The organism is Blautia acetigignens (assembly GCF_025566865.1).
Classification (GTDB): Bacteria; Bacillota; Clostridia; order Lachnospirales; family Lachnospiraceae; genus Blautia_A; species Blautia_A acetigignens.
Genome location: NZ_JAOQJM010000015.1, coordinates 63,237 through 88,365, shown reverse-complemented (window position 1 = coordinate 88,365; position 25,129 = coordinate 63,237). Strand labels below are relative to the sequence as shown.

19 protein-coding genes and 1 other annotated feature are annotated in these 25,129 nt (G+C 46.4%); of the genes, 5 read left to right on the top strand and 14 right to left on the bottom strand.

The window, feature by feature from the left end; genetic code table 11:
* Nucleotides 1-106 precede the first annotated feature (106 nt).
* On the bottom strand, nt 107-556 hold the full coding sequence (gene nrdR, locus OCV70_RS15370; protein WP_021926490.1) for a transcriptional regulator NrdR: 450 nt from the start codon (nt 554-556) through the stop codon (nt 107-109).
* A 294-nt stretch (nt 557-850) separates the two neighbouring features.
* Here nrdR and OCV70_RS15365 point away from each other — a divergent pair, with 294 nt between their 5' ends.
* Together OCV70_RS15365 and sigG are read left to right on the top strand one after the other, a co-directional pair.
* A complete protein-coding gene (locus OCV70_RS15365) occupies nt 851-1,108 on the top strand; it encodes a PRC-barrel domain-containing protein (protein ID WP_021926491.1) in 258 nt (85 codons plus the stop codon).
* A gap of 197 nt (nt 1,109-1,305) precedes the next feature.
* On the top strand, nt 1,306-2,085 hold the full coding sequence (gene sigG, locus OCV70_RS15360; RefSeq protein WP_021926492.1) for an RNA polymerase sporulation sigma factor SigG: 780 nt from the start codon (nt 1,306-1,308) through the stop codon (nt 2,083-2,085).
* Between the two features lie 551 nt (nt 2,086-2,636).
* Here sigG and pap read toward each other — a convergent pair.
* Complete coding sequence (gene pap / locus OCV70_RS15355) at nt 2,637-4,106, bottom strand: polyphosphate:AMP phosphotransferase (RefSeq protein ID WP_195587400.1); 1,470 nt, start codon at nt 4,104-4,106, stop codon at nt 2,637-2,639.
* Nucleotides 4,107-4,383: 277 nt separating this feature from the next.
* Here pap and OCV70_RS15350 point away from each other — a divergent pair, with 277 nt between their 5' ends.
* Nucleotides 4,384-4,953, top strand: a complete 570-nt coding sequence (locus OCV70_RS15350) for a LysE family transporter (RefSeq protein ID WP_262579848.1) — start codon at nt 4,384-4,386, stop codon at nt 4,951-4,953.
* A gap of 54 nt (nt 4,954-5,007) precedes the next feature.
* Here the strand turns inward: OCV70_RS15350 and OCV70_RS15345 are convergent, their stop codons facing one another.
* The 10 genes from OCV70_RS15345 to feoB all read right to left on the bottom strand — a co-directional run bounded on the left by OCV70_RS15345 (nt 5,008) and on the right by feoB (nt 22,052).
* Nucleotides 5,008-8,325, bottom strand: coding sequence for a TRAP transporter large permease subunit (locus tag OCV70_RS15345; protein WP_262579847.1), 3,318 nt, complete (start codon nt 8,323-8,325; stop codon nt 5,008-5,010).
* Complete coding sequence (locus OCV70_RS15340) at nt 8,326-8,823, bottom strand: TRAP transporter small permease (protein WP_186901713.1); 498 nt, start codon at nt 8,821-8,823, stop codon at nt 8,326-8,328.
* 202 nt (nt 8,824-9,025) lie between these two features.
* Nucleotides 9,026-9,270, bottom strand: a binding site (T-box leader).
* A 137-nt stretch (nt 9,271-9,407) separates the two neighbouring features.
* Nucleotides 9,408-11,231 (bottom strand): ABC transporter ATP-binding protein, encoded by a 1,824-nt coding sequence (locus tag OCV70_RS15335; protein ID WP_262579846.1) that lies wholly within the window; start codon nt 11,229-11,231, stop codon nt 9,408-9,410.
* Nucleotides 11,222-13,018: an ABC transporter ATP-binding protein gene (locus tag OCV70_RS15330; RefSeq protein WP_262579845.1), complete on the bottom strand. Its 1,797-nt coding sequence runs from the start codon at nt 13,016-13,018 to the stop codon at nt 11,222-11,224. The genes OCV70_RS15335 and OCV70_RS15330 overlap by 10 nt, the downstream gene beginning before the upstream one ends.
* A gap of 441 nt (nt 13,019-13,459) precedes the next feature.
* Entirely contained in the window at nt 13,460-14,197 is a 738-nt protein-coding gene (locus OCV70_RS15325; RefSeq protein ID WP_021925488.1) for an ABC transporter ATP-binding protein, read from the bottom strand.
* A gap of 9 nt (nt 14,198-14,206) precedes the next feature.
* Nucleotides 14,207-14,983, bottom strand: a complete 777-nt coding sequence (locus OCV70_RS15320) for an ABC transporter permease (protein WP_021925487.1) — start codon at nt 14,981-14,983, stop codon at nt 14,207-14,209.
* Nucleotides 14,984-15,079: 96 nt separating this feature from the next.
* Nucleotides 15,080-16,585 carry a nickel pincer cofactor biosynthesis protein LarC gene (larC, locus tag OCV70_RS15315; RefSeq protein WP_021925486.1) on the bottom strand — a complete coding sequence of 502 codons (1,506 nt, stop codon included), beginning with the start codon at nt 16,583-16,585 and terminating at the stop codon, nt 15,080-15,082.
* A gap of 9 nt (nt 16,586-16,594) precedes the next feature.
* On the bottom strand, nt 16,595-17,341 hold the full coding sequence (gene larB / locus OCV70_RS15310) for a nickel pincer cofactor biosynthesis protein LarB (protein WP_021925485.1): 747 nt from the start codon (nt 17,339-17,341) through the stop codon (nt 16,595-16,597).
* 176 nt (nt 17,342-17,517) lie between these two features.
* Nucleotides 17,518-19,605, bottom strand: coding sequence for an efflux RND transporter permease subunit (locus OCV70_RS15305; RefSeq protein WP_262579843.1), 2,088 nt, complete (start codon nt 19,603-19,605; stop codon nt 17,518-17,520).
* Nucleotides 19,606-19,706: 101 nt separating this feature from the next.
* Nucleotides 19,707-22,052, bottom strand: coding sequence for a ferrous iron transport protein B (feoB, locus tag OCV70_RS15300; RefSeq protein ID WP_262579842.1), 2,346 nt, complete (start codon nt 22,050-22,052; stop codon nt 19,707-19,709).
* Between the two features lie 471 nt (nt 22,053-22,523).
* Here feoB and OCV70_RS19900 point away from each other — a divergent pair, with 471 nt between their 5' ends.
* Nucleotides 22,524-22,586 carry a DUF6783 domain-containing protein gene (locus OCV70_RS19900; protein ID WP_317259474.1) on the top strand — a complete coding sequence of 21 codons (63 nt, stop codon included), beginning with the start codon at nt 22,524-22,526 and terminating at the stop codon, nt 22,584-22,586.
* 19 nt (nt 22,587-22,605) lie between these two features.
* Complete coding sequence (locus OCV70_RS15295) at nt 22,606-23,190, top strand: manganese efflux pump MntP (protein ID WP_262579840.1); 585 nt, start codon at nt 22,606-22,608, stop codon at nt 23,188-23,190.
* A 75-nt stretch (nt 23,191-23,265) separates the two neighbouring features.
* Here OCV70_RS15295 and OCV70_RS15290 read toward each other — a convergent pair whose 3' ends face one another.
* On the bottom strand, nt 23,266-24,267 hold the full coding sequence (locus OCV70_RS15290) for a calcium/sodium antiporter (RefSeq protein ID WP_262579839.1): 1,002 nt from the start codon (nt 24,265-24,267) through the stop codon (nt 23,266-23,268).
* Between the two features lie 311 nt (nt 24,268-24,578).
* Nucleotides 24,579-24,950 carry an ArsR/SmtB family transcription factor gene (locus OCV70_RS15285; RefSeq protein WP_262579838.1) on the bottom strand — a complete coding sequence of 124 codons (372 nt, stop codon included), beginning with the start codon at nt 24,948-24,950 and terminating at the stop codon, nt 24,579-24,581.
* Nucleotides 24,951-25,129: the final 179 nt, after the last annotated feature.

Below are 25,129 nucleotides of genomic sequence, written 5' to 3'. Positions count from 1 at the left end.
TTTGCGTAGCGAAAATCCCCCGCTCTACGGCGGGGGCGGGAACCGCGAACTCCGCTTCGCTCCGTTTGCGTAGCGAAAATCCCCCGCTCTACGGCGGGGGATTTTCTTAGTTCATGAACTTCTTCAATTCATCCATGAAGGTGCTTACATCTTTAAATTCCCTGTACACGGACGCGAAGCGCACGTAGGCGACGGAATCCAGGTCTTTTAGGTGGCTCATGACGATTTCGCCAATCTTGGTGCTGGAGATTTCTTTTTCTTCGGTGTCGAAGATGTCGCCTTCTACGGCGTCGATCATGGCTTCTAATTTCTCGCTGGCGATGGGACGCTTATAGCAGGCGCGGCGGATGCCGTTGATCAGTTTGTTGCGGTCGTATTGCTCCCGGTTCAGATTTTTCTTGATGACCGTCAGCGGAATGATCTCCACATTCTCATATGTAGTAAATCTCCTTCCGCAGGAATCGCACAATCTTCTGCGGCGGATGGAATTAGTTTCTTCTACTGGTCTTGAATCTACTACTCTTGTATTATCCTGATTGCAATATGGGCATCTCATATGAACTTGTCTCCCTCCTTTTCGCTCCCATGTATCAGCCTTTCAAAACGGACATGCCGCTTGTTGGCGGCATCACTTTATATTAGGTATTCCTCATTTTTTAGGAGCAATTCATTGGCACTTTTACAGGTATTTTCTCACTTGCCAGAACCAGCACCAATCTTTTCATTCGGTAACATAAAACGAACTGAATTTCTTAATTTTTATTATACTTTAAATATAGAAAGTGTGTCAACAAACTCTGGGCATATTTTCAGAATTTTTGCATAATCTCATAAAAAACAGGTATTTTGCATGCGTATCTGCGAATTAAAACAAAAAGAAGTGATCAATATCTGTACCTGCCGTACTTTGGGCTGCCCGGTGGATGTGGAGTTTGACTGCGAAAGCGGGTGTATTACGGCTATTGTGGTTCCGGGACCCGGGAGCTTTTGCTTCTGTTTCTGGGGTCCGGCCAGCGAGTATGTCATTCCCTGGAACTGCATCCGGCAGATTGGGGATGACATTATTTTAGTAGAGATTGATGAAAAGCATTGCTGTAAAAAAGACTAATACAGCCAAATTCAGGCAAAATATAACACCAGTCAGGAGTTACAAACTATGAAACCTGCTAAGCTCATTGCAATATGGTTTTAAATTGTCAAGGGGCAATAATTTTTATATTTTCCCGAAAAAAGAATATTTATCCTCCGGCATGAGAATCATTTTATTAATCCGTTTACTTATGCACAAAAAGGAGGATTCATAAAATGGCACTTAACAAAGTTGAAATTTGCGGAGTTAATACGTCGAAGCTTCCGGTATTGAAAGCAGAGGAAAAAGAGGAACTTTTTCGCCGGATCAAAGAGGGTGATGAAGAGGCCAGGGAGCTTTATATTAAAGGAAATCTGCGGCTTGTTCTCAGTGTGATCAAGCGTTTTTCAGGGAGCAGTGAAAATATGGATGATCTTTTTCAGATCGGGTGTATTGGGTTGATTAAGGCCATCGACAATTTTGACACTACATTGAATGTAAAATTTTCTACTTATGCAGTGCCTATGATCATTGGGGAAATCCGGCGGTATCTCCGGGATAACAACAGTATTCGGGTGAGCCGGTCTTTGCGGGATATTGCTTACCGGGCGATTTATGCGAAAGAGACTTACATGAAGAATAATCTGAAGGAGCCGACCATTGCGGAGATTGCCAACGAGATTGGGATTGAGAAGGAGACCATTGTTTATGCGATGGATGCCATTCAGAATCCGGTGAGTTTGTTTGAGCCGGTTTATACGGAGGGTGGGGATACCCTTTACGTGATGGATCAAATCAGTGATAAGAAGAACCGGGAGGAAAACTGGGTGGAGAACCTTTCCCTGCGGGAGGCGATTAACAGGCTGAATCAGCGGGAGCGGCATATTATTGACTTGCGTTTCTATGAGGGGAAAACACAGATGGAAGTGGCCCAGGAGATTGGGATTTCCCAGGCGCAGGTCAGCAGGTTGGAGAAAAATGCGCTGAAGACTATGAGGAATTATTTGAGGGCATGATGTATGCCGTTACCCGTACGCGCTTTTACAAGGTATATTCACCGCAGGCCGTCGCAACGTTCCGGCAAGCTAGCTGGTAACTTCGACTAAGACGCTCAGGAGAGCCTTCGCGCCTAAGTCTCCGTAACCATCGGATCTCGCCTCCACTAAAGACGCTCCTGAAATGGCCTGCTACATGAATATACCTTGCAAAATCGCTGGTTATCGACAACTGGTAATACAGCAAAAATTAAGTATCTGCTATATTGACACAGGGTGATTTTCTCATCTGTAAAGCATGCGTAACCCATCCTCTTATAATCCGGTATAAGCCCTATATAAACTTCCCTTGTACTCATCAGTTCCATCCAGTACACAGCATCCGGGCACCTGTTATTCCTAAGCAGGTCATTTCAGGTGCGTTCTTAGCGAAGGTGAAATCCACTGCTTACGAAGACTTAATCGTGAAGGCTATCCTGAACGATTTAGTCGTAGTTAGCAGTTAGTTCACCGGAGCGTTGCACCGACCTGCGTGGAATAACAGGTGCCCGGATGCGTCCCTATTGAAATATCTATCCCAATACTTTCTCCAATTCTTTGATTACAATCTTAAGTGCCTTAATTCTCGCATACTTCTTATCCACGGATTCCAGAATGTGCCACGGAGCGTAGGCGGTGCTGGTTTTGGTGAGCATTTCGTCTACGGCGGTTTCGTAGGCGTCCCATTTCTCGCGGTTGCGCCAGTCCTCGTCAGTGATTTTCCACTGTTTTTCCGGATTATTCTGGCGATCTGTAAAGCGGGCAAGCTGGGTATCCTTATCAATCTGAACCCAGAATTTAATAATCACAGCACCCCAGTCAGACAACTCCTTCTCAAACTCATTGATTTCATTGTAAGCACGCTTCCAGTCATTTTCACTGCAGAAGCCCTCCAGCCTTTCCACCATCACACGGCCGTACCATGTGCGGTCAAAGATAGCAATATGGCCATCCTTAGGCAGTCTTGTCCAGAAACGCCACAGATAATGACGTGCCTTTTCATGAGGCTCCGGGCTGGCAATAGGATGAACCTCAAAGCCACGGGGATCAAGAGCCTCTGTAATTCGCTTGATATTTCCACCCTTTCCGGCTGCATCCCAGCCCTCATAGGTAATGATCACAGGCACACGCTTCCGATACAGACGGTTATGAAGCTCTCCCAGTTTTTTCTGCAGATGTTTCAGCTCCTTCTTATATTCCTCATCTTCCATCACCTTGTCTGCCAGTTCGATTTCAGAAAGCCGGGGCATTTTCACAAGAGGAAAAACATTTGGAAGAAGAGGCGCACTGTGGGCGCTGTTCTGCAGGGCAACGTCAATATTATTTACCATTGTCTCAAGCACCTGAAGCTCCGCCCAGCCTCTGTCTGCAGCATCTATGATATACCAGGGTGCAATAGAGGTGTTGGTGTCTGTAAGATAGCGGTCAAAAACCTTCTGGCAGCGTTTGTAGTGTTCATTCTGCCATCTGTCAAAATCATTTACACGCCACCTGGTATCATGATCCTTGTGAAGGTGCTCCATGCGGCTTGTCTGCTCTTTTTTATCAATCTCCATGAAAAATTTCAGTACTAGATAACCATTATCTGTAAGCTGCCGCTCAAAATGCTTAATACTCTCAATCCGCTGTGTGTAAGCTTCCTCCTCTAATCCATTCAGGCAGTCCTTACAGGTCTGCTCCATCCAGCCGGAATCCAGAAAGGTAAATTTGCCAGCTTCCGGGATTTGGTTGAAATAGCGGTACAGAAACGGTCTGCGCAGCTCATCCTCTGTAGGCTTGGACATAGTAGCCACCTTAAAAAATCGAGGATCAATGTATTTGATCACCTTACCGATGGTGCTTCCCTTGCCGGATGCACTCCAGCCTTCAAACAGCACAAGCACCGGAAGCTTATGCTCCTTTAGCTTCATCTGCTGCTGGTAAAGCTTCTCTCCTGCTTCCTTGATTCGTTTTTTCAGTTCATCTTTTTCCGGTATCTCTTCCGGTATCCAGGTTTTCAGCATTGCAATTCCTCCTTATATCTGATGCTGTTAAGCTCTGAATCTGCTCACGGCCTCGTTATTTTCTGTATTATATCATATCTATTTCCATTTTGCTTGAATTTTACAAATATTTAATGATACCAGTGTCAAAAGTTCAAAAAGCCGTTCGTGCTATGGTTCGAATATTCTATATACATCCGGGCAATTTTGTGTTACGATACAGGAAATCATAATTTGTACGCATCCTGCCAAAATACCAAAGGAGGGGATTTCCATACCTTTATCTGTTTTTATTGAAATGACCCTGTCTGCCATTCTCACAGTGTGGTCACCGGGGCCAAATAATATCCTGCTGCTTTCCACGGCAAGCAAATATGGAATTTCCGGGAATCTGCGGTTTATGACGGGAATCTGGAGCGGTTCTCTTACTTTGATGTGTCTTTCCGGACTGTTCTGCAGCACCCTTGGAAAGGTGGTTCCGGGAATCCAGCCTGTGATGAAATATCTGGGTGCTGCCTATGTGCTGTATCTGGCATGGCAGACCTGGCGCCGACTTCCGCCCTCAGATGCGGTACAGGAGAAAAAGCCCACCTGGCTCATGGGCTATTTCCTGCAGCTGGTGAATGTGAAGATTATCATTTATGGACTGACTATGTTTTCCGCTTATATTCTGCCTTATGAGACAAAAGCTCCCATACTGTTTGGGTTTGCGGTGTATCTGATGTTTCTCGGGGCACTGGGAAATCTGATCTGGGCGTTTGCAGGAAATATGCTAAAGCGGTTTTACAGTGGACATTATAAGCTGATGAACGGGGTTATGGCCCTTTTGCTGGTATGGTGTTCCCTGAGAATTGCAGGATTATTGTAAAAAAACACCTTCTGAAATGCTCTCCCATCTCAGAAGGTGTTTTTCTTTAGATACTTACTTGAATGCGTCTACCAGCTCCTGGCCATCGTCATAGCCCTGGGTTTTCAGTTCTTCTACAAACCACTGATCTACGCCGTCTACAGCCTCTTTAAAGGAATCAATGTCCATATCTTCCTTTTGGGTAATGGTTACGCCGTTTTTCTCTGCCCAGCGATTCATAATCTCTTCGTCACCGGAACGGTTAATGTAACGCTCATATTCCACTGCCATTCTTCCTGCTTTGTCCACAACCTCCTGCTGCTCAGGGGTCAGTCCGTCATAGATGTCCTGATTGATGCAGAAGAACAGACAGTCATAAATTGCATCCCACATGGAGCAGTATGGCTGAACCTCCTGCACACTGGCTGCATCAATTGCCGGAAGGGGATTCTCCTGGCCCTCAACTGTGTTCTGCTGAAGTGCGGTATAGGTTTCAGACCAGTTCAGGTTGGTAGCATCTGCTCCCCATCTCTTATAGCATTCCATAAGAAGGTTGGAGCCTGCTACACGGATTTTCAGGTTCTTCATATCGTCCACGGATTTTACTTCGCGGACGCTGTTAGTAAGCTCACGGAAGCCGTTCTCTGCAATTCCCATGCAATGCAGACCATACTCACTAAGAATTTCCTTTAATTTTTCTCCTGCCTCACCGTCAAACTTGGCATCTGCATCTTCCACAGAGTCGTAGATAAACGGCAGGGATACTACGTTGAATCTTGGGTCAAAGGCAGAATAGATCAGATTGGAATGCATAGAAATCTGTACCGGATCTCCGTTCATTAATGCCTGGATTCCCTCGGACTGGTTTCCGTTTGTCAGCTGATCTGCTGCATATACGTTTACCTTTACTTTTCCACCTGTGGCTTTTTCCATCAGCTCGCCAAACTTACGACCACCCTCTGCCCAGGTAGAGGTTTCTGTTGTGGAGCAGGTAAAGTTCCAGGTGGTTTCCTTCCAGTCAAGGTCGCTGTAATCACCGATTCCTGCAAATGCCTCCACCAGCTCTTCTGCATCGTCATAGCCCTGTTTCTTCAGTTCTTCTACAAACCACTGGTCAATACCGTCTACAGCCTCTTTGAAGGAATCAATATCCATATCCTCTTTCTGAGTAAAAGTTACACCGTTTTTCTCTGCCCAGCGATCCATAATCTCTTCATCGCCGGAACGGTTAATGTAACGCTCATACTCTACTGCTTTCTGACCAGCCTCGTCTACAACAGCCTGCTGCTCAGGAGTCAGTCCATTGTAAATGTCCTGATTGATGCAGAAGAACAGACAGTCATAAATTGCATCCCACATGGAGCAGTATGGCTGAACCTCCTGCACACTGGCTGCATCAATTGCCGGAAGGGGATTCTCCTGGCCCTCAACTGTGTTCTGCTGAAGTGCGGTATAGGTTTCAGACCAGTTCAGGTTGGTAGCGTCTGCTCCCCATCTCTTATAGCATTCCATAAGAAGGTTGGAGCCTGCCACACGGATTTTCAGGTTCTTCATATCCTCTACGGATTTTACCTCGCGGACGCTGTTGGTAAGCTCACGGAAGCCGTTCTCTGCAATTCCCATACAGTGCAGACCATACTCACTGAGGATTTCCTTTAATTTTTCTCCTGCCTCACCGTCAAACTTGGCATCTGCATCTTCCACAGAGTCGTAGATAAATGGCAGGGATACTACGTTGAATCTTGGGTCAAAAGCAGAGTAGATCAGATTGGAATGCATGGAAATCTGTACCGGATCTCCGTTCATCAATGCCTGGATTCCCTCGGACTGGTTTCCGTTTGTCAGCTGATCTGCTGCATATACATTTACCTTTACTTTTCCCCCTGTGGCTTTTTCCATCAGCTCGCCAAACTTACGGCCGCCATCTGCCCAGGTAGAGGTTTCTGTTGTAGAGCAGGTAAAGTTCCAGGTGGTTTCCTCCCAGCCAAGGTCGCTGTAGTCACCGATTTCATTGAAGGAATGATCCTCCTCGCCAGCTGCAGAGGCTGCGGTGGAACCGTTTTCGCCGGAAGCGGAGTCTCCGGAATAAGCACCGTTTTTCGCAAGAGCTTTTGGCAGTGCTGTTGAGGTAACCGGAATATAGGTTACAACCAGAAGCACAGCAATACATGCTGCCAGCATAGGCATAACGGCTTTGGAAATTTCCTGAAGGGTAACCTCCATGCCTTTTTTGATCTTGATTCCGATTGCCACAAACAGATTGACTCCTACAGGAGGGGTAACCTGTCCGATTGCCAGGTTTACAGTTGCCATAACGCCGAAGGCTACCACATCATAGCCAAGTGCTTTGCATACCGGAAGCATAACCGGAATGAAAATGTACATTGCAGAGTTTGCATCAATGAAGCAGCCTGCAATAAGGAAGATAATGTTTACGATCAGAAGGAAGGTAAACTGGTTATGTGCAATGCTTCCAAGAAGCTGGGAAGCTGCATCTGCAATACCGAATTTGGTACATACATAGGAAAACAGGGAAGCACATGCTACGATCAGCATGATTCCTCCGGTTGTTTTTGCAGAGTCAACACAAAGGTCAAACAGGTCTTTTAATTTTACTTCACGGTAGATTACCATACCTACAAACAGACCATATACAACGGATACAGCTGCTGCCTCTGTTGGGGTGAAAACGCCGCCGTAAATACCGCCCAGGATAATGATCGGCATAAGGAAGCCCCAGAAAGCATCCTTAAATGCATCCCAGCGTTCTCTGGCTGTGGCTTTTTTCTGTGCCGGCTGGATGCCTTTTCTTCTGGCTTCCACCATAACTACGATAACAAGTGCAACGCCCATCAGAATACCAGGTACAATACCTGCCATAAACATATCTGCGATGGATACGCCTGTAATGGAGGCATATACAACGAATGCGATACTTGGCGGAATGACAATAGCGATGGAGCTTGAGGTGGCCATAAGCGCAGTAGAAAATGGTGCGCTAAAGCCGCCTCTTTCCACCATTGCCGGAACCAGAACTGCGCCAAGGGCTGCAACAGTTGCCGGGCCGGAACCGGAAATTGCACCAAAGAAGCAGGCTACAATAACGCATACGATTGCAATACCGCCTCTTCTGTGTCCCACACAGGTGTCAACGAATTTAACAAGTCTTTTGGAAATTCCGGCTTTCGCCATGATATTTCCGGAAAGTACGAAAAACGGAATTGCCAGAAGCAGAAATTTGCTGATTCCGGCATACATGTTGGTTGCCACAATAGTAAGGGAGGTTCCAGAGTACAAAATTGCACACACAGAGGACAGGCCCAGACAGATTGCAATGGGCACACCCATGATCAGGAAAACAAAAAATGAAACAAAAAGAACTGCGCTTATCATTTATTTATCCTCCTTCTTGATTTTATCAGTACAGTAGTCAATGCAATATTCAATAAAATGTAAGATCATGCATCCGGATCCGATTGGAACAAAGGACCAGAAAATCCATTCCGGCCAGTTCAGTACGAAGGTACGTTTGCCGTTCTCCAGCTGTGTGATTACTTTGTCCATGCCAAACCAGAATAAGATGGCAGTAAAAATAATGCAAAGTACAGTGGAAAGGATTACGGATGGTTTTTTCAGCTTCCTGGGAAGACGGTCTGTAACCAAGGACAGGTTGACCAGCTCTCCTTCGCGACATGCAAGTGCGGCAGCCATTAAGGTAATAAGAACAAAGACTGCAACTACAAGCTCCTCGGTAAAGGACCAGGAACGATGGATGACTTTACGGGAAAAAACATTTCCCACTGTCAGGATCAGTATCAGCAGGGTGGATACTACAAGAATACAATTTTCCACTGCTGCTACTGCATTCATGATTTTCTTGAATACTTTCATTGATTTCTCCTCCTTTGTTGCTTGTGCGGTTTTTGTCTTTGCGCCGTTGGCGCTCCCGCAGCTGCCGACGACATTCGCAATCCGGGCTATTGCCCTACTTGCTCATGTCGTCTTGCCCGTCCAATATCCTTGAATTTCCCATGCAAGCATGGGAGATTCAAGGCTGCTGTCCGGGACTTTCACGCAAAAAGTCCGCCCCTAAACTAGGGACGGACTATATAAGGCCGCAACCACCCTGTTTCTCCTTTGAAACAAGTACGAAAGACAACGTACCGACATACGTGGTTCCGGTAACGGGGAACGGCCGTGGAAACCTACTTGGCGTGTGATGCGTTCGGCTTCCCTTCTCGGGGATGATCTTCAAAACAGACCTGACGCTGCTTTCCACCTGCGCAGCTCTCTGTAGACAAGCTTCCTGTTCCTACTGCTTCCCTTCAAGGAATTTAATCCTTTTTAAATTTAGTTGTTTAACGAACTGAAGTAATTTTACTACCAAAGTTTTGGGAAGTCAAGTATAATTATACAAATTTCATGCATTATTTTTCGCCAGGGGCAGACAGATGTACATATCTGCCAAACACGCTCTACCTCAACACCTTCCGTGACTCCTCATCTGCGAACTGCTGCCGTACCAGCTGATAGTAATATCCCTTCTTCTCCAGCAGTTCCAGGTGCCTGCCCTGCTCTACGATCTTGCCGTCGCGGACGACCAGGATCAGGTCGGCGTTTCGGATGGTGGACAGACGGTGGGCAATGAGGAAGGAGGTTCTTCCTTTCAGAAGCTTGTCTGTAGCCTGCTGGATCAGCTGCTCGGTTTTGGTGTCAATGGAGGAGGTTGCCTCATCCAGAACGAAGATGGCGGGGTCCGCAAGAACTGCCCTGGCAAAAGAAAGGAGCTGCTTCTCTCCTGTGGAAAGACGGTCGCCGCCCTCTCCTACATCGCTGTCATAGCCCTTATCCAGTTTCTCGGCAACCTCATCCGCATGTACTGCCCGGGCAGCTGCCTTCACCTCTTCGTCTGTGGCATCCAGTCTTCCATAGCGGATGTTCTCCATTACCGTGCCGGAAAACAGGTGAGGATTCTGAAGCACATAGCCAATATTACTGTGCAGCCACAGCTGGCTTCTCTCCCGGTAATCCCTGCCGTCGATCAGGACTCTGCCTTTCGTCGGCTCGAAGAAACGGCAGGCCAGATTGACCAGCGTACTTTTGCCAGCACCGGTCTCTCCTACGATTGCCACGTTGGTGCCAGCCGGGATTTTCAGGTTGAAGTCGGTTAATACCTCTTCTTTTCCGTCTGGATACTGGAAGGAAACGTGCTCAAACTCAATGTCACCTTTAATAGGCTCCCAGTTCTCCTTGTGGGGATTAAAGAAATCACCGTATTTCTCCAGCACTTCCGGGGAATCTACCACCTGGGGCTTCTCTTCCAGAAGGGAGGTCACCCTCTCAATATTTGCCTGCGCGGAAATGCACTGGGACAAAATTCCGGCAAGTCTCTGGATTGGCTCGAAGATTCCTACTGCATAAGCAGTAAAGGCAGCAAGGGTTCCCAGATCCAGCCGTCCGTCAAGTACCATAATTCCGCCGCGGTCCAGCACAAGGGCAGTAGCCAGAAAACCGAAAAACGCTACCATAGGAATGTAAATGGCGTTCAGTCTTGCTGCTTTGATGGAGGCACTTCGCATTTCCTCTGTTACTGCGGAAAATTCGCCGAAATTTTTCTCCTCCACCACCAGGGACTTCACCGTTTTTGCGCCCATAATCCCCTCGTTGTAGCCGCTTGTGATCTTGGAATTGATCTTGCGTACCTGACGGTTCCAGGTAAGGATCCGGTTCTGGAAGTACCAGGTGAGCACGGCAATAGCCGGTACGATCATCATGATCACCAGTGCCAGCTTCCAGTTCAGGAAAAGCATTGCCACAAGCACGCCAACCACATAGGAAATGGCCCAGAGCATGTCGATCACATCCCAGGCGATCAGCTCGGTGATCCTTGCCACATCGTTCATCACCCTGGAGAGAATATATCCTACCGGAGTGGCGTTGTAATAGGAAAAGGACAGCTTCTGAAGGTGGACAAACAGGGCGCGCTTCATATCGCGGCCTGTTTCCACGTCAATTTTCATGCATCCTCTGGTAAAGCAGATTACCGTACACATCTGGAACACGATCACGGCAATATACAAAAGGATAAATCCACCAAGGCCTGACAGGGTATTCTTCTCAATAAAGGAATCAATGGCATGGCGCTGGAACAAAGGCATAATAATGTCCACAACTGAACAAAGCAGATTCATCAGCACAACCATGATCAATGTATTTTTTCTTGGTGCAAGAAAGGGAAATATTTTTTTCCAGATGGAAAGGTCTATGGATTTGGTATATTCTTTTTCTTCTATTCGCATACTGCACCTCCTTCCATGAGACGAATGTCACTGTTCATCTGTATCTCATAAATATCTTTGTATGGTCCCTCCTGCTGGATCAGCTGGTCGTGAGTTCCCATCTGCTGGATTTCCCCTTTGTCCATGACAATAATGCAGTCTGCCTGCATAAGGGAAGTGATTCTGTGGGAAATCATAATGACCGTGGCTTTCTCCATCTCTTTTTTCAGTTCTTTGCGGATCTTGTTGTCTGTCTCGGTATCTACTGCGGAAAGGGAATCGTCAAATACCAGCACCGGAGCCTGTTTCATCAGCATTCTGGCAATGGCAACACGCTGCTTCTGGCCGCCGGATAAGGTAACGCCGCGCTCTCCCACAATGGTGTCGTAGCCGTCGGTAAAATGCTGGATGGATTCGTCCACGCAGGCAATTTCCGCTGCGTGACGGATTTCCTCGTCCAGAAGCTTCTCCTTTGTGATACCGATGTTTTCCCGGATGGTTCTGGAAAAAAGGAAGGGTTCCTGAAGGACCATTCCGATGTTCTGACGCAGATACTGGCGGTCAATATCACGGATGTCTGTACCGCCGATGGTGATGCTGCCGCAACCCTCTGGCAAGTCGTACAGACGGTTCAGAAGATGGACCAGGGTGGATTTGCCGCTGCCTGTGGTACCAAGGATGGCGAAGGTGCTGCCTGCTGGGATGGTGAAGTTGATGTTTTTCAAAATCGGGTGATCCAGGGAATAAGCGAAGGACACATTGCGGAAACAGATGTCTCCGGTCAGCGCTGGCTTGTTATTGGCATCTGTCGCATCCTCTTCCTCTGCTTCCAGAATATAAGCCACACGCTCCATGGAAACGCCTGCCTTACTCATATCGGAGATGATTCTGCCCAGGCTTCGCACCGGCCAGGTGAGGGAGGCGTTGTAGGAAAGAAAAGCAATAAATTCGCCAAGGGTGATCCTTCCTTCCACAGCGAACACCACGCCCAGAACCATAACCGTCAATACCTGCAGGTTGGTGATCAGATCGCCAGATGCCCAGAACACACTCATCAGCTTACCCAGGTAAACCCAGAGGTCTGAGTAGGCGTTGTTTTTCTGGTCAAAGCGGTCGATCTCGTATTTCTCACGTCCAAAGGCACGGACCACCCGCACTCCTGTCAGGTTCTCCTGCACGGTGCTGGAAAGGGCGCCTTCCGCCTCGTCGGCATCCTGGAACCGCTTCCCGATCCGAGAATGAAAGAATGCGGAATAGCCGATGATCACCGGGAAAAAGGCTGCCGCCGCCAGGGTGATGGGCACATTCATGGAAAACATGATTCCCAGATACAAAATGATCAGAAAACAGATTCGGAACACCTCTGGAAGCTGCCGGCACACAAAGTTGCGGATGACTTCCACGTCTGAGGTACACCTCTGGATGATTTCTCCGGTCTGATGCTGTACATGCCAGGAAAATGGCAGATACTGGGTATGATGATACAAGGTATCACGGATGGATTTCAAAAAATTCTCGGAACCTTTTGCCAGGCACATTTTACTCAGGTAATTAAAAATCCCCGACAAAACAGCTGCGGCTACCACCAGAATGGCGGCCAGTAACAAGGCCTGCCGCACGTTCAGACCATCCGGGATTCCATCCAGCACCAGAATATGGTCTGCCGTGTATTTCACGATTTGCGGGATCAGTGCGTTGCATGCTGTAAACAGCACGGAAAACACTAAGGTTCCCACTAAAAACCGGATATTTCCTTTCAGGAAACGGAAAATGATCCGGAATTTGTCAGTTTTTCTTTTTGATTTCATACTTTCCCCCTGTTTTGGTTTTACTTCCTGCTTTTCTTTTGCTCTTCTGGTCCAGACAAAAGCACTTCGCGTAAGCTCCCCTAAATAACGCATTGTGCTTTATGGGAACTGCGCCATATGCATTTGTCAAAATTGACAGTAAAAAAAGGACACCCCTCTGAATCAAGGGATGTCCTGTATACGCAAAAGTCACTGCAATATTCGCTCTGTGTGAATCCGTCCAATTCTTAGGATGCTTTCATCTAAGAAAAAGCCCTTCTCACATCGCTTCGCAGTCCATAAAAGCAGGCAGCTGGATATTCCTTAATCTCAGGTTTTCATGTAAATGATTGTTTCTTATTCCTGTGATATTCATATTACTGCCTCCTTTCCTTTCTTTTCATCACATGTGCTTTTAACTATATAGCACACAGATGTTTGTGTCAAGCTCTTTTTATCGTTTTAGTTGATCATCTGGCTGTACTGCTCTGCGATAGGGCCAATATCGCCGTATGCAAGCAGCTGGCCTTTTTCCAGGATCATGGCTTTGTTGCAAAGACGCATAACCTGCTCCAGGGAATGGGATACGAAAAGCACGGTGACACCGGAGTCGAACATGCTCATGATCTTCTTCTCGCTTTTCTTACGGAACTTGGCATCTCCGACGGAAAGCACCTCGTCCAGGATCAGAATCTGGGGCTCCACAACTGTGGCGATGGAAAATCCAAGCCTTGATTTCATACCGGATGAATAATTTTTCACCGGAACATCCATAAATTTCTGAAGCTCGGAAAATTTCACAATCTCCTCGTATTTGCTGTCAATAAAATCCTTGGTATAGCCAAGCATGGAACCGTAAAGATAAATGTTCTCGGTTCCGGTGTACTGGGGCTCAAAGCCTGCGCCAAGTTCCAGAAGAGGAACCATTTTGCCGTGCTTTTTCACGCTTCCTGTGGTGGGCTTGAATACGCCGGAGATTACCTTAAGAAGGGTACTTTTTCCAGCTCCATTAAGGCCCAGGATTCCCACACGGTCTCCTTTTTCCACGCTGAAATTAATGTCTCTGAGAGCCCAGAACTCATTGTACTGGAGTTCACCTTTGATGGCTTTAAAAATGTAGTCCTTTAAGCTGTCAACCTTCTCGCGGCTCAGGTTGAATTTCATACTTACATCATTTACTTCTATGGCATTCTGGCTCATATTTTCTCCTTAAATATAAAGAATAAACTGATCCTGCTTTTTTCGGAAGCAGATTACGCCCACAATGGTGATCATAACGCTGAATCCCACTGCATATAATACATATGGCGGATACATAGGCTTTCCGAAAATTGCGGAACGGAAAATCTGGATGATGCAGTACAGCGGGTTGAATTTCAGGATCCATGCCCAGCCGCTCTTAAGGAGCTTGCTTGGATAGTAGAAAATCGCGCAGGTGTACATGATCATCATCAGGGCTACGGACCACAGATATTCAATATCCCGGAAAAATACGCCGATGGTTGCAAGAAGCATTCCGCTTCCATAAGAGAAAAGCAGGATAATAAGCAGCGGCACCGGAGCCTGAAGCAGATAAATGGTAGGCTTCACTCCAAGGATCACGCTTACGATTGCAAGCACCAAAAGGGAGATCAGGAAAATTACATAGTTATAAGCAACGGCTGAAAGGGGGTATAAATACTTGGGTACATATACCTTCTTGATCATGCCGGAGTTGGCACGGATGGATTTCAGCGCTGCTTTGGTGGCCTGTGAATAAAAGCTGTACAGAAGACGTCCTGTCAGAATGTATACAGGGAAGGTTCTGTCTTTGTTTCCATAGAGAGTTCCGAATACGATGGTCAGTACGATCATGGAAAGCAAAGGCTCCAGCATTGACCATACAATACCGAGATAGGAACGGCGGTATTTCAGCTTGATTCCTTTTTTTACCAGCTCGCTTAACAGGAACTGGTATTGTCTGAAATTGTCAATGTATTTCTTCATATTCACTCCATTGTATAAATAGATTGGCTTTCCCGGAGATTGTGTCTCCGAAAAAACTAAGCTGTATTTTAGCACACTCTATCATGGGTTGCAATATTAACCTCGGTTCCGGCTGGCTTCTACGGCCATCTGATAGGCTTCGGCGTAGGAGATTCCGGTTTTGCGGCAGATTTTGGCAAGGCTTTCGTATTCCGGGTAGCACTTCTGGGCGCCTTCCGGGCCGCAGATTTTTACTTCCACTTCGCCGAAGGGAATCATGACTTTTTCTTTGCGTCTTGGTAAAATGGTACGCTCCATTCTTGCCTTGCGGATGCCGATGCTGGTGGTCTCTGCGAAAATCAGGGCTTCCATGCCGGGGACATCTTCTTCCTTGCAGATTACGGTGAGCAGCCATGCTGGGCGATTTTTCTTCATATATACAGGGGTGTAGTGGACGTCTCTTGCGCCTGCTTCAAAAAGGCGCTCCATTACGAAGCCAAGGACTTCACCGCTGCAATCGTCGATGTTGGTTTCCAGTTTGTAGATAACGTCTTTGTCATCGCTGGATTGGTCGGAGTCTGTGTTTCGAATCAGCATGGCGCGGAGGATTCCCGGGCATTCGTAGGTTCGTTTGCCGGCTCCGATGCCGATTTTTTCAATTTCGAAATTCTCCGGAAGTGTTTTGCCGGTGCGCACTGCGGCTACGATTGCGGCGCCTGTTGGGGTGACAAGCTCGCCTTTTACCTGGGTAATCTTAAGGTCCAGGCCGCACTGCTGTACAATGTTGGTGACGGCAGGAACGGGAACCGGAAGGATGCCGTGCTGGCAGCGGATGGTGCCGATTCCTTCATATAATACAGGGATGATCACGTCTGTGATTCCAAGGTTGTCCAGGCAGACTGCCACGGATAAAATATCTACAATGGAGTCTACGGCGCCAACTTCGTGGAAATGAACTTCCTCTGCGGGCACGTTGTGGGCTTTGGCTTCCGCCTGGGCAAGTATTTCGAAAATGTCCAGGGAGATTTTTCTCGCGTTTTCGGTCATGTCGGCGGCAGCAATAATCTGGCGGATTCCTTTCATGCCGCGGTGCTGGTGATGGTGGTGGTGATCATGGGTATGCTCACCATCATGGCTGTGTGTGTGCTCATGCGCATGGTCTTCCTGATTATGAGAATGTTCATGTTCGTTATCGTGAGTATGGACATGCTCATGATTAGGTTCCTCTTCATGGCTGTGTGTGTGTCCATGTGAATGTTCTTCTTCGTGACTATGAGAGTGCTGGTGAGCGTGTACATGCTCATGGCTATGCTCTTCTTCATGACTATGCGCATGCACTTCCATCTTACTCAGCTGTGCTGCCTCTGCAGGATGCTCATGTCCATGTAAATACTCCATATCATGATCATGTCCGTCGATCTCGGCGTCCAGGATTACGTCGAAGTCACATGCGTCAATTCCGGATTTCTTTACACGGCTGATTTTGGTCTCGAAGCCCTGCACGGGCAGGCTTGCAAGTACTTTTCCCAGTACTTCCTGATCTGCGCCCAAGTCCAAAAGGGCTGCTACTGTCATATCCCCGCTGATTCCGGAATAGCATTCCAAATATAATGTTTTTCCCATTTTGTCTCCTTATTTTCCCAGTGCCAGACGGTTGATCTGCGTAGCCAGATAGCCGGCACCGTATCCATTGTCGATGTTGACGGTTGCAATTCCGTTTGCGCAGGAATTGATCATAGTGAGAAGGGCAGACAGTCCGTGGAAATTGGCGCCGTATCCCACAGAGGTAGGCACTGCAATCACCGGACGGCTTACCAGTCCGCCCATGACGCTTGCCAGGGCGCCCTCCATGCCTGCCACTGCTACCACGCAGTTGGCTTCCTGGATTACCTCAAGTCTGGAAAACAGACGGTGCATTCCGCTGACTCCCACATCATAAATCCGCTCCACATGGGTACCAAAATACTCTGCTGTCTGGGCAGCTTCCTCCGCAACGGGAATATCTGCGGTGCCAGCTGTGCACACAGCGATTTTGCCCTCGTGAACCTTATCCAGCTTCTCTATTTTCAGAATCCGGGAAAGGGGATCGTACTGAACCTGGGGGAATTTTTCCCGCACAAGCTCATACTGCGACTGGGATGCTCTGGTTCCCAGCACTTCGCCCTCCTCATGGTACAATCTTTCAAAAATTTTCAGCAGATGCTCATCTGCCTTATTGCTGCAATAGATTACCTCCGCAAAACCGGTACGGGCTTTCCTGCCTGTATCCAGTTTGGCATAATCCATTTCTTTATATCCATCCTGTCGGATCATCGTCCCTGCTGCGTCCGGGGAAAGGGTTCCCTGCTGCACCTGGGTCAGTATCTCTTTCAGTGTCATCTGTCACTTCACTCCTTATCTGCTGCCTGTATCGCGGTGCGCCCTTTCCTTGCGGAAGGCATTTTACCGCCACTTAATTGAACAGCAATTCAATTATACCGTTTTCTTTCCCTATATTCAACCGAAAAAAGTCCCGCCTCATCTTAGAAGCAGGACTTATTTTTCCTATGTATGTTTTATTTTGCTTTCGCTGCTTTCTTATCTCCAAGGAAGCCGATGGAGGTTACGCAGATCAGCTTATCGAAGATCATGAACATAGCCGGCAGAATGAACAGTACGACTACCATACTGATGATGGCACCACGTGCAAGCAGTGTACAGATAGAACCGATCATCTCAACCTGTGAATAACAGGAAACACCGAAGGTTGCTGCGAAGAAGCTAAGACCACTGCTGATGATGGACGGCATGCTGGTCTTATGGGCAATGCTGATGGCTTCCTTCTTATCCTTACCATGCTGTCTCTCTCTCTGATAACGGGTGGTCATCAGAATCGCATAGTCAACTGTGGCTCCTAACTGGATGGCACCGATGACAATACTTGCAACAAACGGAAGACTGATTCCCTGATAGAACGGAATCGCCATGTTTACAAAAATCGCAAATTCAATAACCGCAACCAGAATAATAGGCAGGGAAATTGATTTGAAAATGATCAGGATGATCAGGAAAATAGCACCGATGGAAATAACATTTACACGTACCAGGTCGGCATCTGTCGTATCCTGAAGGTCCTTCATAAGCGGTGCCTCGCCGATTACCATTGCTGTATCATCATATTTCTTAACGATTTCATTGATCTTGGCAAGCTGGGCATTTACCTCATCTGTTGCAGATTCATACTCGGAGCAGACAAATGCAAGCTCATACTGGTCACCCTTAAAAATCTTCTTCAGATCACTTGGTATCATGGATTCCGGAACAGTTGAGCCGATCAGGGAATTCATACCCAGACTCCACTTTACACCCTCAACCTCATCGATTTCGCTTAGCATCTTCTGCTTCTGCTTGGGATCCATGTCATTATCCATCATAACCATATGGATATTTCCTACTGCAAATGTTTTCTCCAGCTCATTGTTTGCAATGTTGCAGTCCAGGGTAGCCGGAAGGGATTCTGCAATGTTGTAATAAATCTGTGTATGATTGTTTCCGTAAATAGCCGGGAACAAAAGAACCAGGAAAATAACAACCCATGCCTTATAATGCTTTGTAATAAAAGCAGATGGCTTATCCATTCTGGAAAACAGAAGCTTATGCTGTGTCTTCTCAATTGGTTTGTCAAAGAACAGAACCAGTGCAGGGAGAATGGTTACGCAGCAGACAACACCAATGACAACGCCTTTTGCCATAACAATACCAAGGTCACGTCCAAGGGCAAAGGTCATAACACAAAGTGCAACAAAGCCGGCAACCGTTGTAACGGAGCTTCCTGCTACAGACTTGAAGGTATTTGCAATGGCATGACCCATGGCCCGGTCTTTCTCACCGGGGAAACGCTTCTTATTCTCTTCATAGCTGTTGAGAAGGAAAATGGAATAGTCCATTGTTACACCAAGCTGAAGGACTGCAGTAAGTGCCTGCGTAATATAGGAGGTCTCTCCCAATATAATATTGCTGCCCAGGTTATAGAGGATTGCCAGTCCGATACTAAGCAAGAACAGGAAGGGAACAACGAAGGATCCGCTTGTCAGCTCCAGAACGATCAGGCTGAGCACAGCTGCGATCACAACGTAAATCGGCAGCTCCTGCATGGCAATATTCTTAATATCCGTAACAACACCTGTCATACCACTAAGGAAGCACTGCTCATTGGCAATCTTACGAAGCTCTGTAATGGCTTCCATGGAATCATCGGAGGATGTGGTATTATCAAACAGTACCAGCATCATGGTGGCGTCGCCATTGATAAATACCTTTCTGTATTTCTCAGGAATCATTTCCACAGGAAGGGTGATATCTGCCACATCATCATACCAGAGAACATCCTTAACATGCTCTACCCGGCTGAACTCATCCTCCAGCTTCTGGACATCCTTCATTTCCATATTTTCCACGATTACCATGGAAAAGGCGCCCATTCCAAACTCATCCACCAGAATATCCTGACCCTTTACAGTTTCAAGGGTATCCGGCAGGTAACTTAACAGATCGTAATTAACTCTTGTCTCTGCAATTCCGATCACAGACGGGATTACCAGCAAAAGCCCGATAAGAAGAACCAGAACCTTATGCTTGGCTATCCATTTTCCTACTTTGACCATTGATGTCATCTCCTTAATTCATTTCTTTCGTACTATAGTATAACCCAAAATGACCAATAGTCAATATTTATTTTAACAAAAATGAAAAATAGTCATTTTTCTCAAAATCCGAGGAAAACGCCGATGATTTTTACTAAAAATGCCGCACCCCAGGCTACTGCGCACTGCATAATTACCACCTCTGCTGCCCATTTTCCACCCAGCTCCCGCTTCACAGAAGCAATAGCTGCCACACATGGTGTATACAGAAGGCAGAAGGTAAGAAGACAGACTGCTGCAAGGGGTGTCAGCACCTCTGTCAGGGCTGCCGTGCTGCCAAACAAAATGGACAGTGTGGAAACCACGCTCTCCTTTGCCATAAAGCCTGTGACAAGGGCTGTGGAAAATCTCCAGTCTCCAAAGCCAAGAGGCTTAAATACAGGTGCCACCATACCTGCCACGACTGCCAGAATACTGTCCTTGGAATCTGTCACAATATTCAGATGCAGGTCAAAGGTCTGTAAGAACCAGATTACAATTGTTGCCACAAAGATAACCGTAAAGGCTCTCTGCAGGAAATCCTTTGCTTTTTCCCAGAGCAGCTGCCCTACATTTTTCGCTCCCGGAAGACGGTAATTCGGAAGCTCCATTACAAAGGGCACTGCCTCGCCCTTGAACAGGGTTTTGCCGAAAATCAACGCCGTCAGAATTCCCATCAGAATTCCGCCAAAATAAAGTGCCACCATTACAAGTGCCCCATATTTCGGGAAAAATGCTGCTGTAAAGAATGCATAAATCGGAAGCTTTGCAGAGCAGCTCATAAACGGAGTAAGAAGAATGGTCATCTTACGGTCACGCTCAGAGGGAAGTGTTCTGCTTGCCATCACTCCCGGAACCGTACAGCCAAAGCCAACCAGCATTGGCACAATGCTTCGTCCGGAAAGTCCGATCTTACGAAGAAGCTTATCCATTACAAAGGCAACTCTTGCCATGTATCCGCTGTCTTCCAGAAGAGACAAAAAGAAAAACAGGGTGACGATTACAGGCAAAAAGCTGAGTACGCTTCCAACACCGTTGAAAATACCGTCAATTACAAGAGAATGAAGCACATCATTTACGTTCCAGGCAGTCAGCAGCTGATCCACTGCATTTGTCAGACTGGAAATTCCCATGTCAAGAACATCTGAAAGTCCTTTTCCGATCACACTGAAGGTAAGCCAGAACACAAGAGCCATAATGCCTGCAAAGCAGGGAATTGCTGTATATTTGCCGGTAAGGATCTTATCCATCTTCTGGCTTCTTAAATGCTCCTTGCTTTCATGAGGCTTGACAACCGTCTCGTCACAGACCTTTTCAATAAAATCAAAGCGCATGTGTGCAATGGCTGCAGAACGGTCAAGGCCTCTTTCCGCTTCCATCTGTTTTACAATATGCTCTAAGGTTTCCTTCTCATTCTGATCCAGCTTCAGCTTTTCCAGGATCAGCTCATCTCCCTCTGCAAGCTTGCTGGCTGCAAAGCGCACCGGAATGTCTGCCTTCTGGGCATGATCCTCGATCAGGTGCATAATTCCGTGAAGACATCTGTGAACTGCTCCGCCATCGTCATTGGCATCACAAAAATCCAGCCGTTTGGGGCGTTCCTGATATTTTGCCACATGAATGGCATGGGCTACAAGCTCATCGATTCCTTCGTTTTTTGCCGCTGAAATAGGAACAACAGGAATTCCAAGAAGCTCCTCCATCTGGTTTACCAAAACAGCTCCGCCGTTTTGTCTTACCTCGTCCATCATATTCAGTGCCAGTACCATGGGCACATCCAGCTCCATCAGCTGCATGGTCAGATAAAGATTTCGTTCAATGTTGGTGGCGTCTACAATGTTGATGATTCCCTTCGGCTTCTGCTCCAGAATAAAGCTTCTGGTTACGATTTCCTCGCTGGAATAAGGTGACATGGAATAAATTCCCGGAAGGTCTGTTACAAGAGTGTTCTTTTTTCCGCGGATGGCACCGTCCTTACGGTCAACAGTTACCCCCGGGAAATTTCCCACATGCTGATTGGAGCCGGTCAGCTGGTTGAACAGGGTAGTCTTGCCGCAGTTCTGGTTTCCTGCCAGTGCGAAGGTAAGAAGCTCTCCTTCCGGAAGGGGATGCTCATCTGTCTTTTCGTGGTATTTGCCTCCTTCTCCAAGTCCCGGATGAGGAATGGCTTTGGCACGCTCGTTTCTCTTTGGAGCTTTCGCACCTCTGATGTTTTCGATTTCAATTTTGGCTGCATCTGCAAGGCGCAGGGTCAGCTCGTAGCTGTGGATCCGTATTTCAATAGGATCACCCATAGGTGCATATTTCACCATTGTCACATCTGCCATGGGAATGATTCCCATATCTAGAAAATGCTGTCTTAGGGCTCCCTCTCCGCCTACTACTGTCACAGTAGCGGTTTTTCCGATAGGAAGATCTTTTAACGTCATATGTACTGTCCTCTTTTCCTATGTATGATATGATGATGTAAGTGTCAAAAGTATAAATTGCGTTTGTGCTCGCACAAATAAGCAATTTATACTTATTGACACTCACATCATATGATTCCCCTTATTGAGAAATTTTATCTTGTTACAGGGGTTAGTTTATTCTAATTTTTTCAGGATGTCAATATTATTGAGAAATATTATTGACAAACTCTTTTTTATCTGCTAGAGTTACAAAACAAGGTTTCCCTGTGAGGGAGTAGCAAGCGTGTTATTCACACGTGGCAAGTCAACACACCGGCCGACAGCTGTTAGGAAGTAATGCTTTGGTCTGGCTTGCATTAAATTGCGAGACTCATGTATAACTGGTGCTATACATGGAGTCTGTCCTTTTATAAGATTGTTGATGACCCAATATATAGCGATGGTTATATATCGGGTCTTTTTTCATGCTTTTTAGAGCGTGTTTGAAAAATCATTCCCACAAATTGTGACGCACATCTTGCAGAAAGCCTTTTTCAAACACGCTCTAGTTAAAATATGGAGGAAAGTAAAAATGAGTTACAGCTTTGTCTTTTTTCTCAACAGTGCTCTTCTGGGAGTTGGGCTTGCAATGGATGCGTTTTCTGTCTCTCTTGCCAACGGCCTTCATGAGCCAAAAATGAGAGTCCGAAAAATGTGCGGTATTGCCGGGATCTTCGGCGGATTTCAGGCCTTTATGCCTATGGCCGGCTGGCTATGTGTTCATACCATTGTGGAATCCTTCCGGTCTTTTGAGAAATTTATTCCGTGGATTGCATTGATCCTGCTGGGCTATATCGGCGGTTCCATGCTGATAAACGGCATCCGGGGGACTGGGGAAGAGGAAGAATTTTCAGGAATCGGTCTTAAAGCACTTTTTATCCAGGGAGTTGCCACATCCATTGATGCTTTATCTGTAGGCTTTACCATCGCCAATTATGACTGGCTGATGGCTCTTGTCTGTTCTGTGATCATTGCTGTGGTTACCTTCTTTATCTGTATGGCCGGGCTTTCCCTTGGAAAGCGCTTTGGTACAAGGCTTTCCAACAAAGCAGATATTTTAGGCGGCGTGATCCTGATCGCAATCGGCCTGGAGATTTTCATCAGCAATGTACTTTAGCGTGTATATTTATCATAAAAAAGCTTTTATCTGTCCAAAGGGAACGGATAAAAGCTTTTTTTAATGTAAGTCCAATTAACGAATTATAATATATCCGCAGTAAACCAGATAAGTCAGAGCCATAATAATACCTTCTTTACGGCTGATTTTTCTTTTCGTTCCTGCAAAAAGCCATACAAGCACTGTAAATATCATAAGAATAATAATATCGATGATATTTTCTCTAAGCAGGGCAACCGGGCTAATAGTTGCTGAGATTCCAAGTACCATCAGAATGTTAAAAATGTTGGAGCCTACCGCATTTCCAATTGCCATATCCACTTCATTCTTTCTGGCTGCAACTATAGAGGTTACAAGCTCCGGAAGTGAGGTTCCGATGGATACAATGGTAAGGCCTACCAGAGTCTGGCTCATTCCAAGCTTGATTGCAATTCTGCTGGCAGTATCAACGGTCAGATCGCCTCCAAATGCAATGGCACCGGCTCCTACGATGAGAAAGAGGATGCTTTTTGCATATGACAGTTCTTTCGTTTCGCAGGACTCAACACCTTCTATCTCAACCTTCTGTCCTGCCGCTCTGGCCTTCATTGCACTTTGTACCATTGTGAAAATATATACAGCAAATATAATAAGAAAAACAATTCCGTCTATATGTCCAAGTGTCATTCCTGTTTTATCACCTATGCCAAGAATTCCCAGCACAAGCAGCAACAGGGCACATCCAAAGGACAAGGGAATATCTCTGATCAGAGTTACCTTTTGTACCATGATGGGAGTCAGCACGGAGCAGACACCGATTACAAACATCAGATTAAAAATATTGGAGCCTACCACATTGCTGACTGCAAGCTCATTATTCTGCACCATAGAAGCCGTTACACTGACTGCTGTTTCCGGAAGTGAGGTTCCCATGGCTACGATGGTAAGACCGATGATAATAGGCGGAACCTTTAATTTCCTTGCAATACTGGAGCTTCCTTCTACAAAAAGATCAGCACCCTTTACCAGGAAGGCAAAGCCTGCCAGTAACAGCAGAATAACTGCTGCGATTGGCAATCCATTAATAAAATCCTGCATAACATTCTCCTTTACTCTTGTTATAATTATTTTTTTCTTTTTACAGATTCCTTATAAGGCAATTGTATAGGTATAAAATTCCAAAACGCAAAAAGACTCATGTATGCCAAAAACAGACATACATGAGTCTCATTCTTTAAGATTTGCCAGGCAAGGTCCAAAATGAACCAAAGCCGCGACTGTTGACAAACCACGCTTTCACGCAAACTACTCCCTCACGGAATCTACAAGTGTATTTAATATATCAAATTGTCTCCAGGAAGTCAACCCCCCTTCAGCGCCTGTTATTTTACCGCTCAATTGCAGCCTTGTTATTCTTCTTCAATGTGCTCTCTTCCCTGGTCGATAATGGTGCGCACATGCTCGTCTGCCAGAGAATAGAAAATGGATTTGCCCTCCCGGCGGCTTTTTACCAGCTTATTCTGCTTCAGAATGCGAAGCTGGTGAGAAATAGCGGACTGTGTCATATTCAAAGCCTTGGCAAGATCGCACACGCATACCTCTGCCTCAAAAAGCACAAACAGAATGCGGATTCTTGTGGAATCGCCAAATACCTTAAAAAGCTCTGCAAGATCATAGAGTTCATTTTCCTCCGGAAGAGTTTCGTTTACGATCTGAAGAAGGTTTTCGTGAACCTCACAGCAATCGCAGATTTCAATTTCTTTTTCTGTATCTTTTTTCATAATCAGGCACCTCATTTTATAGATATCCAAATAACAATACAACGAAATATCAAGCAAATCAATATGCTTATTCCTTAATATCCGTTGTATCCGTTCACTGAATTTCATTATATGAATTCAGGGGGCAAAATTCTCTGCCCCCTCTTTTGTTTCTAAAACATAGATGTCATCTTTCAGCG

Excerpts from the sequence above, each read along its gene's own strand:
- nrdR (WP_021926490.1), bottom strand. The coding sequence starts at position 556 with ATGAGATGCCCATATTGCAATCAGGATAATACAAGAGTAGTAGATTCA.
- OCV70_RS15365 (WP_021926491.1), top strand. The coding sequence starts at position 851 with ATGCGTATCTGCGAATTAAAACAAAAAGAAGTGATCAATATCTGTACC.
- sigG (WP_021926492.1), top strand. The coding sequence starts at position 1,306 with ATGGCACTTAACAAAGTTGAAATTTGCGGAGTTAATACGTCGAAGCTT.
- pap (WP_195587400.1), bottom strand. The coding sequence starts at position 4,106 with ATGCTGAAAACCTGGATACCGGAAGAGATACCGGAAAAAGATGAACTG.
- OCV70_RS15350 (WP_262579848.1), top strand. The coding sequence starts at position 4,384 with ATGACCCTGTCTGCCATTCTCACAGTGTGGTCACCGGGGCCAAATAAT.
- OCV70_RS15345 (WP_262579847.1), bottom strand. The coding sequence starts at position 8,325 with ATGATAAGCGCAGTTCTTTTTGTTTCATTTTTTGTTTTCCTGATCATG.
- OCV70_RS15340 (WP_186901713.1), bottom strand. The coding sequence starts at position 8,823 with ATGAAAGTATTCAAGAAAATCATGAATGCAGTAGCAGCAGTGGAAAAT.
- OCV70_RS15335 (WP_262579846.1), bottom strand. The coding sequence starts at position 11,231 with ATGCGAATAGAAGAAAAAGAATATACCAAATCCATAGACCTTTCCATC.
- OCV70_RS15330 (WP_262579845.1), bottom strand. The coding sequence starts at position 13,018 with ATGAAATCAAAAAGAAAAACTGACAAATTCCGGATCATTTTCCGTTTC.
- OCV70_RS15325 (WP_021925488.1), bottom strand. The coding sequence starts at position 14,197 with ATGAGCCAGAATGCCATAGAAGTAAATGATGTAAGTATGAAATTCAAC.
- OCV70_RS15320 (WP_021925487.1), bottom strand. The coding sequence starts at position 14,983 with ATGAAGAAATACATTGACAATTTCAGACAATACCAGTTCCTGTTAAGC.
- larC (WP_021925486.1), bottom strand. The coding sequence starts at position 16,585 with ATGGGAAAAACATTATATTTGGAATGCTATTCCGGAATCAGCGGGGAT.
- larB (WP_021925485.1), bottom strand. The coding sequence starts at position 17,341 with ATGACACTGAAAGAGATACTGACCCAGGTGCAGCAGGGAACCCTTTCC.
- OCV70_RS15305 (WP_262579843.1), bottom strand. The coding sequence starts at position 19,605 with ATGGTCAAAGTAGGAAAATGGATAGCCAAGCATAAGGTTCTGGTTCTT.
- feoB (WP_262579842.1), bottom strand. The coding sequence starts at position 22,052 with ATGACGTTAAAAGATCTTCCTATCGGAAAAACCGCTACTGTGACAGTA.
- OCV70_RS15295 (WP_262579840.1), top strand. The coding sequence starts at position 22,606 with ATGAGTTACAGCTTTGTCTTTTTTCTCAACAGTGCTCTTCTGGGAGTT.
- OCV70_RS15290 (WP_262579839.1), bottom strand. The coding sequence starts at position 24,267 with ATGCAGGATTTTATTAATGGATTGCCAATCGCAGCAGTTATTCTGCTG.
- OCV70_RS15285 (WP_262579838.1), bottom strand. The coding sequence starts at position 24,950 with ATGAAAAAAGATACAGAAAAAGAAATTGAAATCTGCGATTGCTGTGAG.